Source organism: Bradyrhizobium sp. USDA 4473, from assembly GCF_054063335.1.
This window is the reverse complement of sequence record NZ_JBSSGE010000001.1, coordinates 713,210-727,224: the sequence shown is the minus strand read 5'-3', so window position 1 is coordinate 727,224 and position 14,015 is coordinate 713,210. Positions and strand designations below refer to the sequence as shown.

At 63.4% G+C, this 14,015-nt stretch carries 6 protein-coding genes; 4 read left to right on the top strand and 2 right to left on the bottom strand.

What is annotated here, in order from left to right; translation table 11 throughout:
• The first annotated feature begins 99 nt into the window (after positions 1-99).
• Together ACVW17_RS03430 and ACVW17_RS03425 are read left to right on the top strand one after the other, a co-directional pair.
• Complete coding sequence (locus tag ACVW17_RS03430) at positions 100-2,157, top strand: alkaline phosphatase family protein (RefSeq protein WP_456750466.1); 2,058 nt, start codon at positions 100-102, stop codon at positions 2,155-2,157.
• 121 nt (positions 2,158-2,278) lie between these two features.
• Complete coding sequence (locus ACVW17_RS03425; RefSeq protein WP_456750465.1) at positions 2,279-2,950, top strand: hypothetical protein; 672 nt, start codon at positions 2,279-2,281, stop codon at positions 2,948-2,950.
• A gap of 12 nt (positions 2,951-2,962) precedes the next feature.
• Here ACVW17_RS03425 and ACVW17_RS03420 read toward each other — a convergent pair whose 3' ends face one another.
• A complete protein-coding gene (locus tag ACVW17_RS03420) occupies positions 2,963-4,312 on the bottom strand; it encodes a cytochrome c peroxidase (RefSeq protein WP_456750464.1) in 1,350 nt (449 codons plus the stop codon).
• A gap of 384 nt (positions 4,313-4,696) precedes the next feature.
• On the opposite strand from ACVW17_RS03420, the gene ACVW17_RS03415 reads away from it, so the two are divergent.
• Complete coding sequence (locus ACVW17_RS03415; protein ID WP_456796780.1) at positions 4,697-6,466, top strand: alkaline phosphatase family protein; 1,770 nt, start codon at positions 4,697-4,699, stop codon at positions 6,464-6,466.
• 79 nt (positions 6,467-6,545) lie between these two features.
• On the opposite strand, the gene ACVW17_RS03410 is transcribed toward ACVW17_RS03415, so the two are convergent.
• The gene (locus tag ACVW17_RS03410; protein ID WP_456750462.1) at positions 6,546-12,806 is read right to left on the bottom strand and encodes a DUF5801 repeats-in-toxin domain-containing protein; all 6,261 of its coding nucleotides are present in this window, start codon (positions 12,804-12,806) and stop codon (positions 6,546-6,548) included.
• 478 nt (positions 12,807-13,284) lie between these two features.
• Between ACVW17_RS03410 and ACVW17_RS03405 the strand changes: the two genes are divergently transcribed.
• A complete protein-coding gene (locus ACVW17_RS03405) occupies positions 13,285-13,941 on the top strand; it encodes a FecR family protein (RefSeq protein ID WP_456750461.1) in 657 nt (218 codons plus the stop codon).
• Positions 13,942-14,015: the final 74 nt, after the last annotated feature.

Sequence of the window (14,015 nt, the reverse complement as noted above, 5' to 3'; positions counted from 1 at the left end):
CGAAATTTCTCGCGCGCTTTCACGTAAGCGAAAATCATGCGTCATACTGCCGCACTAAGCAGGGTGCGTTGCTAACCGCAAAACACCCTGAGGTCGACAATGAGTTTGAATTACAAAAAGCACTGGCGAACCAGCACCGCGCTCTGCATCGCGTCAACGGTGCTCGTCGCAACAGCCGCATATGCCGCGCACTATCCGGGCGGTCGCAGTGATTGGGACAAGCGTTCGCATCACACCAATCAGGCGCACGAAGAGGGCAATCGTGCGAAGCATGAGGACCATGGCCATCATGGCGACGGCGATCACGGCGTGAAGACCGCGTCGCCGATCAAGCACGTCATCATTCTGATCGGCGAGAACCGCGGCCTCGATCACACGTTCGGTGTCTACAAGCCGAAGGGCAAGGGGCAGACCATCTCCAACCTGTTGTCGAAGGGCATCGTCAACGAGGATGGAACGCCGGGACCGAACTTCGCGCAGGCGCAGCAGTATTCGGTCGCGGGCCAGACCGCCTACTATATCGGCGCGCCTGTCATCTCGAAGTCGCTCTACAACGCGACCAATTTGATGCCGCAGCCGAACACCAACGGCACGCCGACCGCGCAGAGCGACACGTCGCCTCCGTTCAAGACGATCGCCGAGGCCAGCGTCGAGAAGGACATGGACCCGGCCGATCTCGATATCCTCACCACCGGCTTCAGCGGCCTGCCGACCGGTGTGCTTGATACCCGCGTTCCCGGCGCCGGCGGCCTGAACGGACCGTTCCCGCTGCAGGGCGAGCAGATCAGCGACGACGATTACACCGGCGATTCGACGCATCGCTTCTACCAGGACTGGCAGCAGGAAGATTGCAGCGCCGCCAACGCCACCAAGAAGAACAATTCGGGCTGCTTGAACGATTTGTTCCCGTTCGTGATGGCGACCTACTCGTCGTCCAACAAGAGCATGGCCAACTCGATGGGCTTCTATAATGCCCAGCAGGGTCAGGCTCCGGTCCTGAAGATGCTGGCCGACCGCTTTACCCTGAGCGACAACTTCCACCAGTCGTTCCACGGCGGCACCGGCGCGAACCACTTCATGCTCGGCACCGGCGACGCGGAGTTCTGGAGCGACGGCAAGGGCAACCCGGTGACGCCGCCGGCCGCCCTGATCGCCAACCCGAACCCGGTCGCGGGCTCGGTCAACCGCTACACCGTCGACGGCAATTGGAGCAATTGCTCCGATATCTTCCAACCCGGCGTGAAGCCGATCGTCACCTACCTCAACAACCTGCCGTACGCGGCGGAGCCGAACTGCAAGCCGAACCACTACTACATGCTCAACAACGTCAATCCGGGCTATCTGCCGAACGGTGCGCTGTCGGGTGGCAACAACGTGCCGCCGTCGTCGGTTCGCACGATCGGCGATGCGCTGATGGAGAAGAACATCTCCTGGGCGTTCTATGGTGGTGCGTTCAACGACGCCGTGGCGCTTTCCAACGCCGCGGTTGCGGCCAATCCGTCGAACCCGAACCTCAGCGCCGCTGCGGTCGCCGATCCGGCGCACGCGCTCGGCGTGGCCTACTGCCAGATCTGCAATCCGTTCCAGTATGCGACCTCGATCATGGCCAACCCGGCCGTGCGTCAGGCTCACATGAAGGATACTGCCGATCTGATCACGGCGATCCAGGGCAACACGCTGCCTGCGGTGTCATTCGGCAAGCCGGACGGTCTGCTCGACGGTCATCCGCAGAGCTCGAAGGTTGATCTGTTCGAGGCCTATGTCCTGAACGTGCTCAACGCGCTGGAGAACAACCCGGAGCTGAAGGCGGAAACCGCTGTCTTCATCACCTGGGACGAGGCCGGCGGCTATTGGGACTCGGGCTACACGCAGTCGATCGACTTCTTCGGCGACGGACCGCGTATTCCGACCCTGATCCTTTCGCCCTATTCGACCGGCGGCAAGGTCAACCACAACTACGCCGACCACGTGTCGCTGCTGAAGTTCATCGAGCGCAACTGGGGTCTCGAGCCGCTGACGAACCGCAGCCGCGACAATTTGCCGAACCCGAGCTACGCGAAGAACAACGAGTACGTTCCGACCAACAGCCCGGCGCTGTCTGATCTGTTCGACGCGTTCGACTTCAGCAAGCCGGTCACGTTGTCCTACACCGAGTGATCGAGCGCTCGTCCACAACGAGCACTTGATCCGAGCCTAGGCCGGCGCCGATCGAACCGATGGTTCGGTCGGCGCCGTCATGTTCTGCCCATCGACCACCCAATCGACCGGAAAACGTCAGATGAAGCGTCACGCGAAGCCGAGAGCGGCAGCCGGCCTGCTTGCGATGTCCATTCTGGCGAATGCCGCGACGCAGGCCGTGGCGCAGCAGTTTTCCGCCGACCTCGTTGCCAGGAAAGACGATGCGGCAACCACCGTGGGAGCTTTGCGGGTGCTGGACGGACGGGTGCGACTGGAGACCAGCGCGCTGCCGGACGGCTTCTTCCTCATCGATGCGGCCAAGCCGGCGGCGGTTTTCGTCCGTCCCGGCGCGCATGTTTTCATGGACGCGAGGCAGTCCAGCCCGTTGACAGGGATGTTCGTTGCGGTCGATCCGGACGATCCCTGCCGGCAATGGCAGGCGATCGCGCAACTGGCTGCGTCGGTCGATCCCGCCGCGTGGCATTGCCAACGCGACGGTGCGGAAGCAGTCAGCGGCCGCAACACGGAGATCTATCGGATCACGGCGCCATCCGGTGCCGGCTTTGTCGGCTGGATCGACCGCGCACGCCGGTTTCCGGTGCGGATCAGGACCGCGGATGGGACCGTGATCGCCGCCGAGCACATCCGCGACGAGCCGCAGCCGGCGCAGGCCTTCGAAATCCCGGCAGGTCTGCGCAAGTTCGATCCGCAGGCGCTGATCCGCAGGATCCAGCAGAGCGATGTGTGGGTCGCGCCGCCGGCCTCGCAGTGAGCATGCGCTGCGTCACTGCGATTGCTGGCTGGTCGCCGGCAGCAACCGGCCGAGTGCGGAGTAGTGCGACTGATGCACGTTGCCGTTGAACAGCGACCAGGGCTCGGCCTTTTTCAGGACGACGGGAACGTCGAAATTCACCAGCTGGGCAAACCTGCGATATTCGGCCATCGCTTCGTCGGTATGGCCGGCCGTGACCTCGAGATCGATGCGGCGCAGGGTGAGGACGAGATCCTTGAGGATCGCACGCGCCGCCAGCCGCTCGTCCTTGCCGCCGACCGTCGCGTTCCTGATGTCGGGGATATGCTCGGTCAATTCGCGCAGCTCGGCGCCAACCCCGGTCACGGCCAATGACACCACCGCGGTATCGGCGGCCGCGATCGCGACCTCGAGCACGCTCGAGAGCTCGAGCACTTCCTTCATCCGGAGCACGACGCCGTCCTTGTCGAAGGGGCGTTCGCCGTCGCCGACCGCATTCAGATAGGCCACGAGGTCCTGCGTGTCCTGGGCCGACAGCTCGAGGTCGAACACCCGGTCGAAATGCTCGACCACCTGCTCGTAAGTGTCGTAGCGGCCGTCGTGGAAGTAGGGCGCATTGAAATTGGCGTTCAGCAAAGTGGGGGTCTTGACCAGTCCGCCAGAGCCTATGTCGTGACGCAGCTGGTCGCTGAAGGTGCTCGCGGGGATATGACAGCCGGCGCAGCTCAGCTCGGCCTGCTTCGGGAACGGCTTGAAGAACAACTGCTCGCCGCGCCGTTCCTCGACACTGGCCTGCGCGCCGAGCCTGCCGCCGGGCGCAAGCTTTGGATTGGGCAGGAAATCGATGTCGTTGATATAGGCGACAAGGCCGTCGAGGACCTGGTCGCTCGGCCTCGGGCCGGAAAATTCATTGACGATGACATTATATACGAACTCGCGCAGCGAGGTGATGCGCCCGTCGTGCCCGTAGGGGGCGAGGAAGCGGGCGCCCCGCAGGCTCGGAATCCTGACCGGATCGAGGATGCTGTTGAATGTCTTCGCGTTGAAGATCAGGCTTGTGGTGTCGAACGTGCCCGGGCGGGAGGATGCGCCCGGAACGAACAGTTTCGGGTTCGATGCGCCGTTGACGTGGCAGGTGCCGCAGCTCATCTCGGCCTGGCGCGCCTTGCCGCCCAGGATGGCGGGCGAGTTGAAGGCGAGATCGCCGAGATTGACCAGATAGGACTTTCGCCCGCCCATCGCTTCCGAATCAAACAGCTCGCGCGGCCGCGCCAGCGCGTCTTCGGACAATTCGGTGCCGGCCGGCAGCACGGTCTGGTCGCCGCCGAGCGGGAAGGCTATCGCGCGCAACGGAAGCAGGGCAACGACGAGTGCCAGCAACACGATACGTGCCGGTCTCGCGCGATCGGCGGACGTGTCGCGACATCTTCCGAACTCGGACGCCAGAATATCCCAAGCCATTGCGAGATGATGCCCTCCGTCACAATGCATATGCGCCGCCGCGCGTCGGAAGATGTCACGCGTGTGGCAGTTTCCTGTCGGCAGGATCAATGACCGTCTGATTGGATAGACGATTGTTGATTGCGATTTGATGACGGCAACCAAGCAGAAACCGATCTGCACATCTCATCCGGCAAAAACTTTATCGGCGCGAAAGCGCTCCAATGATGCGTTTGTGTGGGCGTCGAAAAACGGTCATCCCAGCGAAATGTGTTTTGCATAGCGTGTAATTCCATTTCTATTTCTTTCTGAAATCAGGAGAGCACTATGCGGCTTTGGGGAGCCATTCCGGCGCTCGCGATTGTTGCTGGCGCCGTTGCCATCTCGCCGGTGGCAAACGCTGAGAATTTGGTCGAAAAGATCGTTGATGAGTTCAAGCACGAGGTGCGGGACGAATTGCGTAATCTGCGCGACCGCGGCCATGAAGGTGTGCATCAGTACAAGCACATCGTCGTCATCTACCAGGAAAACCACAGCTTCGATAACCTCTACGGGCACTGGGGCGATGTCGGCCGTGACCGGATCAACGGCACCTCCGACGCCGACCAGGCCCATACGCTGCAGGTCCGGCAGGACAATCAGACCGTCTATGCCTGTCTGTTGCAGAACGACGTCAACCTGACCTCGCCGTCGCCGCAGCCGACCACCTGCACCGACAACACCGGCTCGGTCGCGATCCTCAGCGCCTTCAAGAACAAGCCGTTCGAGATCAACGAGTTCATCCCGACCTCGGCGACCACCTGTCCGAAACCGCTCGGCGCTTTCGCGGCGCACGGCTTCCTCAACGGCAGCGGCGCGCCCGGCGGCTGCACCGAGGACATCGTGCACCGCTTCTACAGCGAGCAGTATCAGCTCAATGGCGGCCGGCAGAACCGCTACATGACCGGCAGCGATGCTGCGGGCCTGGTGATGGGCTATTACGACACCAAGAAGCTGCCGATCTACACCTATCTCCACGGCCACGGCGCGCCGAACTACGTCATTGCCGACAGCTTCTTCCAGGGTGCGTTCGGCGGTTCGTTCCTCAACCACCAGTTCCTGGTCGCGGCCGCGGCGCCGCAGTTCGTCGGCGCCTTGAACGACGGCAGCGCCAACGACTTCCACTCGATCGTCGACGCCAACGGCATGCCGACCAGCACGCCGCTCTATACCCCGCTCTCGACCGTGAAAGATGCGCAGCTGACCGCCAAGTGCAACCAGACCGGTCTGCCGGCCGGCCTCGCCTGCGGCGACTACGCGGTCAACACCACGCAGCCGACCTATCAGCCCTATTCGCCGGGTACCCCCGACATCAAGCGCCTGCCGCCGCTGCACACGCCGAATATCGGCGATCGGCTGTCGGCCAAGCATGTTGATTGGGCCTGGTATTCCGGCGGCTGGTCGAACGCCAACGGCGACGTCGGTGCCTCCGGCTGGACCAACGGCAACGGAACCACCTGCACCGATCCGAACCATGTCTCCACCGCAGTGTTCCCGAACTGCCCCGACGTGGACTTTCAGTATCACCATCAGGCGTTCAACTACTTCGCCAACTATGCGCCAGGCACGCAGGCCCGCCGGGACCACCTGAAGGACGAGGCGGAGTTCATTCAGGCGGCCAAGAACGGCCGGCTCAAGCAGGTCAGCTTCATCAAGCCGATAGGCGAGGAGAACGAGCATCCCGGCTACACCAGCGAGTCCGAAGGCAGCCAGCATCTGGTCGATCTCGTCAAGGCGATCGTCGAGGGGCCTGACGGCAAGGACACGCTGATCGTCATCACCTATGACGAGTTCGGGGGCCAGTGGGATCACGTCCCGCCGCCGCCGCACAACCGTCACGGCGCCGAAGCCAGGGCTGCGGACCAGTGGGGCCCGGGCACCCGCATTCCGGCGCTGCTGATCGCCAAGCGCTTCAACAAGTCGGGCGTCGCGCATGAGGACTTCGACACCACGTCGATCATCAGGATGCTCGAGAAGCGCTTCGATCTGGAGCCGCTGGTGACGCGTCCCACGCGCAGCCTCTCGGCCGCGCTGAAGGCCGGCGAAGGCTGGCACTGATACGAGACCAGTCTCGAGACAAAATCCCGGCCCGCGCCAACGTTTGGCGCGGGCCAGAACCTTCACCAGGCTTCAGGGCCTACAAAATCAGATCGTGCTGCACGTGCGTAATCGGGTCTGAAATGATGCTGCTGCCCATGGCAGCAAAGATCGGCGCGGGGGCCGCGGTCGTGACGCCCAGAATATCGACCTGAAGGTTGGTCGCAGCCGAATCGCCGTCCCTGTCGGTGGCGAGCACGTCGAACAGCAGATCGGTGCTCGGAATGGTCGTCTTCTCGTTATAGGTGATGTTGTTGATCGTGAAGGTGGCGTTGCCGCTTGCCGCCTGATTGTAGTCGATCTGGACCTGATTGAACTCCTTGCCGACATAGAGCGTGTAGGTCGATGTCGCGCCGTCGAAGGTCGACGTGTTGATCAGCGAGCTGTCCGACGTTTGCTGCACGAAGACGGTGGTGTTGCCGCTATGTGGCTTTGGAATGTCGATGCTGAAGTCGTGTACGTCGGAGCTGCCGTCGAGCACCTTGAAGACCACGCCCGCCGTGCCGTTGCCTTGCCACTGGGTCAGCATGAAGCTGATCTGCGGCTGCTCGTTGGAGAATGCGAGGTTCAACTGCTCATTGGGATCCATGCTCAGCCCGGTATCGCCGACCGCAATGCCATTGCTCGACGCCTTGACATCGATCGGATGACCGCTGTTGTCGGATCCCGTGATGACGAGCTCGCCATCCGGAGCCGTCAGAGACGGCGTGCCGCCGCCCGAGGCGCCGAACGTGGAGCCCGCTACGGTCACCTGCTTCAGCACATCGACACTCTCGAGATTAAAGGAGAAGGTCCCGTCCGGATCGATCAGCAGCTTGAAGTAGGGATCGGCCAGCGTGCCGCCGGAGTCCGAAAGGTAGGCGTCCATTTCGACGCCGCCGCTCACCACATGGGTCGTATAGTAGAAACTATAGTCATCGCCGTTTCCGGTGACATGCACCGAGGTGATGCCGCCGCCGAGGCTTGAGGTGGCCAGATTGTAGCCGGTGGCGCCGACCGCGCCGTTGTGGACCGCAACGGACATTCCGGCGTCGCCATCCGCGCCAAAATTGATGCTGTAAGTGCCGTTGACGGTCTGGTTGTCCTGAGCGGCGATGTCGGTGTCCGGGAAGCCGCCAATCGACGGGCCGTCGTCGGCGATCGTCAGCTGCTTGCCGAGATCGAAGCTCGCGCTCTGGAAGTCGCCGTCCTTGTCGGTGACGGTCGCAACCAAGTTGACGGTTCCGGCGTTCAGCGCGACGGCCTCGCCGATGTCGGGGGCGGTGCCGAGCGGTTGCGTCACCGGGCGATACTCGGTGAAGGTCACGGAACCCGTCGCCGGGTCAATTTCGATGGTGAATGCCAGCGTACCGGTGGTCGAGCCGACATGCCCTTCGATCGTGTCGCCGTTCAAAACCAGTATGTCGGCGAGACCGGTGTGCGAGTCGATCAGGCCGGAGGCGGTGCCGTTGCCGCCGGTGATCGTCAATGCGTAGCCGACGGATGCACCATCCGCGCCTTGAACGGAGGAGAATGCCGTCGAGAAGTCGGCTGACGTCGCCGTCAGCGACGCGTTCGGCGCCGAACCGGCCGTGTTGTCGTCGAACGCCGTGGCCGTCAGGTGCATCTCGCTCAGCGTCAGCGACGGCGTGGTCCCGCTCAGCATGATGCTCGGGCCGTCGTCAGTGATGGTCAGCTGCTTGCCAAGATCGAGGCTCGCGCTCTGGAAGTCGCCGTCCGTGTCGGTGATCGTCGCCGTCAGGCTGACGATGCCGCCGCCGAGCGTGACGCCTTCGCCGTTGTCCGGGTTGGTCCCGAGCGGCTGTGTCACCGCGCGGTACTCGGTGAAGGTGACGAACCCGGCGGCCGGATCGATCGCGATGGTGAAGGCCAGGGCGCCGGTTGTGGTGCCGACGCGGCCCTCGATCGTGTTGCCGTTCAGAACCAGCACATCGGCGAGGCCGGTGTGCGAATCGATCAGGCCGGACGCGGTCCCGTTGCCGCCGGTGATTTTCAGCGCGTAGCTGATGGTCGCGCCGTCGGCGCCTTGAACCGAGGTGAAAGCGGTCGAGAAGTCGGCTGCTGTCGTGGTCTGCGCCGCATTCGGCGCCGAGCCCGCGATGTTGTCGTCGAATGTGGTCGCCGTCAGGTGCGTCTCGCTCAGCGACAACGCTGGGATCGTCCCGCTCAGCCTGATGCTCGGACCGTCGTCGGTGATCGTCAACTGCTTGCCGAGGTCAAGGCTCGCGCTCTGGAAGTCACCATCCTTGTCGGTGATGGTGGCCGTCAGGCTGACGATCCCGCCGGCGAGCGTGACGCCTTCGCCGTGATCCGGATCGGTGCCAAGCGGCTGTGTCACTGCCCGGTACTCGGTGAAGGTGACGCGCCCGGTCATCGGATCAACCGTGATGGTGAACGCCAGCGCGCCAGTGGAGGCGCCGACATGGCCCTCGATAGTGTTGCCGTTCAGGACCAGCACGTCGGCGAGGCCGGTGTGCGAATCGACCAGGCCCGACGCGGTGCCGTTACCGCCTGCGATCGCCAGCGCGTAGCTGATGGTCGCGCCATCGGCGCCCTGGACCGAGCTAAAGGCCGTCGAGAAGTCGGCTGCTGTCGTGGTCTGCGCCGCATTCGGCGCCGAGCCCGCGATGTTGTCGTCGAATGTCGTCGCCGTGAGGTGAGTCTCGCTCAGCGACAGCGCTGGCGTCGTACCCGATGTCCTGATGCTCGGGCCGTCGTCGGTGATCGTGAGTTGCTTGCCGAGATCCAGGCTCGCGCTCTGCGCATTGCCGTCGTTGTCGGTGATCGTCGCCACCAGGTTCACGATTCCGAAGCTGAAACCGATGGCTTCGCCGGTATCCAGGCTGCTGGCGAGCGGCTGCACCACCGCGCGGTATTCGGTGAACGTCACGCGTCCCGTCGCCGGATTGACCGTGATGGTGAATGCCAGCGTGCCGGTGGTTGTGCCGACGTGGCCTTCGATGGTGTTGCCGTTCAGGACCAGCACGTCGGCAAGGCCGGTATGCGAGTCGATCAGGCCCGAGGCGGTCTCGTTGCCGCCGGTGATGGTCAGCGTGTAGCCGATGGTCGCGCCATTCGCGCCCTGAACCGAGCTGAACGCCGTCGAGAAGTCGGCAAACGTCGTCGTCAGCGCCGCGTTCGGCGCCGAGCCTGCGATATTGTCGTCGAACGCGGTCGCGGTCAGATGTGTCTCGCTGAGCGTCAGCGAGGGGGTGGTGCCATTGGTCGCGATGCTCGGGTTGTCGCCCGTGATCGTGAGCTGCTGGCCAAGATCGATGTGGGCGATCTGGAAATCGCCATCCTTGTCGGTGATCGTGGCGACCAGGCTTACAATGCCCGCGCCCAACGTGACGCCGCCCTCGGAGCTGGTGCCGGACTGCTTCACCGCGCGGTACTCGGTGAAGGTGACCCGGCCCGTCATCGGATCAAGTGCGATGCTGAACGCCAAGGTGCCGGTGGTCGTGCCGACATGGCCCTCGATGGTGTTGCCGTTCAGGACCAGCACGTCGGCCAGCCCGGTGTGTGAATCGATCAGACCCGACGCCGCGCCGTTGCCGCCCGCGATTGTCAGCGAATAGCGGATTGCGGCACTGTCCGCGCCCTGGACCGAGGTGAAGGCCGTCGAGAAATCGGCAGAGATCGTCGTCAGCGACAGATCCGGAGCCGAACCCGGGATGTTGTCATCCAGCGCCGTTGCAGTCAGATGCGATTCGCTCAGCGTCAGCGATGGCGTCGTCCCGCTGGTGGCAATCGTCGGGCCGTCGTCGCTGATGCTCAGCCGGCTGCCGAGATCGAGGCTCGCGCTTTGGAAGTCGCCATCCCTGTCGGTGATGGTTGCAATCAGGCTGACCACTCCGGCAGATAGCCCGATGGCCTCGCCGCCGTCCGGGTCGGTGCCGAACGGCTGTTTCACCGGCCGGTACTCGGTAAAAGTCACCCGCCCGGTCGCCGGATCGAGCGTGATGGCGAATGCCAGCGTGCCGGCGGTGCCGCCGACCCGGCCTTCGATCGTGTTGCCGTTCAGGACCAGCACGTCGGCAAGGCCGGTGTGCGAATCGATCAGGCCCGAGGCGGCGCCGTTGCCGCCGGCGATCGCCAGCGCATACTGGATCGTTGCGCCGTCCGCGCCCTGAACCGAACTGAACGCGGTCGAGAAGTCGGCTGACGTCGTCGTCAGCGACGCGTTGGGTACCGAGCCTGCGATGCCGTCATCCAGCACCGTCGCCGTCAGATGTGTCTCACTCAGCGTCAGCGACGGAGCCGTGGGATTGGTCCTGATGCTCGGCCCATCGTCGGTGATGGTCAATCTGCTGCCGAGATCGAGCGTCACATCCTGGAATTCGCCGTTCGTCGCGACGATCCCGATCAGGGTGACGACCCCCGTCGCAAGCGTCACGCCTTCGCCGCTGTCCGGGCTGGTGCCGAGCGGCTGTGTCACCGCACGGAATTCGGTGAAGGTCACGCGTCCCGTGACCGGATCGAGCGCGATGGTGAATGCCAGCGTGCCGTCGATTGCGCCGACGCGGCCTTCGATGGTGTTGCCGTTCAGAACCAGCAGGTCGGCGAGGCCGGTGTGCGAATCGATCAGTCCGGATGCGGTGCCGTTGCCCCCGGTGATCGTCAGCGCGTAGCTGAGGGTCGTGCCGGTCAAGCCGCTTGCGGTGACGAATGCAGCCGAGAAGTCGGCCGAAACCGTCGTCAGTGCCGCATTCGGCGCCGAGCCCGCGATGTTGTCGTCCAGCGCGGTCGCAGTCAGATGCGTCTCGCTCAGCGTCAGCGACGGCGCCGTCCCGGCCCCGATCAGCGGGCCGTGAATGGTGATCGTGATGACCTGCGGGGTGCCGCCGATCGTGGTGACCGTGAAGCTGTCGGTCAGCACATCACCTACCCCGAGGGCCTGAATCGTGCTGTTGTCGTTGTCGAGCGTGTAGGTCCACACGCCGCCCGTCGTGATGGTGAACGAGCCATAGCCGCCCGCGCTTGTCGTGGGCGTGCTCACCGTCGCGAAAGTGTTGGCGGGATCGTCGACATCGGTATCGGTCAGGAGGCCGTTTGCGATGAGCAGGCTGGGCGAGGCACCGTTGACGCCGACCGCGCCGACCACCGAACCATTGATGACGCCGGAAATGATGGACGCGTCATCGACGCCGACGATCGTGATGTTGAAGCTCTCGCTGGAGATGAGCGTGCCGTCCGAAACCGTGATGACGAAGCTCTGGATCGCGTTGACCTTCAGCGCATTGATCGCATCGTTGTTGGGAACGAAGGTATAAGCGCCGCTCGCGCTGTTGAGGTAGAACGTGCCAAAGGTGCCGACGCTCGAGACGTCGTAGGTCTGCGCGCCCCGCACCATGTTGCTGGCGACGCCGCCGACGACGCCGAAGGTGATTGCGCCGCCGTTGGTGGTGGAGGCGGAGAAGGTCCCGTGCGCGGTGCTGAAATCGTCGAATACCGACGTATCGACCTCGGTCGGCGCCACGCCGAGGTTCAGCTTCGGCGGCTGTGGCGGCGGGTGGTAGATGATGACGTAGGGGAGGACAGTTCCGGGGAGCGGCCCGAGCTGGTTTGGTATCGGCGAGGGGTCCGGGTCGGAAAAATTTATCGGTTGCAGCAGCGGCGACCCATCGTAAGCGGGCATGCCGGAGCCCTTTGCCCACACTCCCTTCGCGTAACCGGCAAGCGCCTCCTGTTGCGCGTTGCGCAAATCCTCCATGTGGGCAGGGCTGTTCGAGACCTGGCTCACGCCGACCGACGAGCCTCTTGTGGTCAGGATGACCGTGACCCCGGGGTCGTCGACGACGATATGCCGCGGGTTCGCCTCTTTCGTCACCAGCTCGAACACGCCGTGGTGCATGTCCTTGTAGGTGATGGTGTCGTCGTCCAGGAAGGTGACGTTGGGCTCGGCGGCCCGGGCGTCCTTCAAGAGCGAGAAGGTCAGCGCGGCGAACGACAGCAGGCCGAAGCCGCTTGCCCTGACGGTGCCAATCGGCGTGTCCGCGGTCAGGATGCCCGACCCGGCCAGCCGGCTGCCGATCAAGCGGAAGATGCTTCTGGTTTTGGCAAACAGGCCCCGATGCGAACTGCTGCCGGAGTCCTGCGCGAAGTCGCCCAATTCCAGCCGGGTGCCCGCTGGCAGATAGAGCATTGCCCCATCGTTCAAGCGGATGTCGACCCGTCCGCCTGCCGCGACCTCGATGATGTCGCCCTGGCAAACCGGATCGCCGGCCATGGCCAAAACGGCGATGTCGCGCGCACGCACAATGGTGCCGCGACCGATCACCGTATCGACAACGCCAACCACTCGGGGCAGCTGGCCTAAAACGGCCGAGCTCGCGCCCCCGAACGCTACGCCGGACGCGACTAACATTGGCTTTTCGCCTGCTGAACGGTTCAGGCGGTAGGTGCTGCCGTCGTTTTCTTGGTCTGGCTTGCGCTCCCTACGAGGTGAAAAAACCTCGCACCCGCAGCCATAGGCTTGCCCGCCGAAACGTCCTGATTGAAACCAAATTCGGTAGTGAAAAATCGGCTTCCAATGCGGCGGGGAGCCATCGCGGAAACGACAGACCTGCTGTCCATTATCCCGAGTGCAGCCCCACTGAATTTAGTGTATATTTACCAAGTAAATTGTCCACTTATTAATTTTTAATCGAGCCACACCAGGCCCTTAGGCCTGTTTTTGCGACAACTCGTTTGGCAGTAAAGGTCCTGCGGTCCCGGCCTGGCGGTCCAGATCGTCCATCGCGCCGTGACACGGCAAGATCTTCTCAACGGAGGGGATCGTGCGTATCCATTTGATTGTGCAATTGCTTGCAAGCTTCGTTTTGGCGTTCGTGATGCTGACGCCGGGTCCGATGCTGGCGCAAACCGAGCGCGCCCAACCTGCGGTTCAAACGTCCTCGGCGAACTTCATCGGGACGGTGGTGACGGCCACGGGCTCGGTCACGATCGAGCATCCGAGTGCTGTCGTCGTGCAGGCCGCTCTGTCGGATCAGCCGTCGCAGGCCAAGGTTGGCGACCGCATCTATATGGGCGACGTGGTGCAGACCGGGGCCGACGGACGGGTCGGAATCAACTTCACCGACGGCACCTCGTTCAATCTGTCGAGCAACGCCAAGATGGCCATGACCGAGTTCGTCTACGACCCGAACGGCAAGTCGAATTCGACGCTGTTCAAATTGGCCAATGGCACCTTCACCTTTGTCGCCGGCAACATCGCCAAGACAGGCGACATGAAGATCGACACGCCTGCGGCGACGATGGGAATTCGAGGCACCACGCCACGCATCGAAATTTCCGACGATGGAACGGTCAGGTTCGCGACGCTCGTGGAAGAGGGCAAGAGCAAGCTCGTGAGAAAGCCCGCGACACGCGTGACGCCGCAACCCGAACAAAACACCTACCACAGGTTCAATCCCGGTATTTGTCGAGGGTGCTAGGCAAGCAAGGCGTCGGTCTTGTGCGGCTACTCACGGAAATCGGCGGCTCCGCGTCATCAAGACCGGAGCCAGAC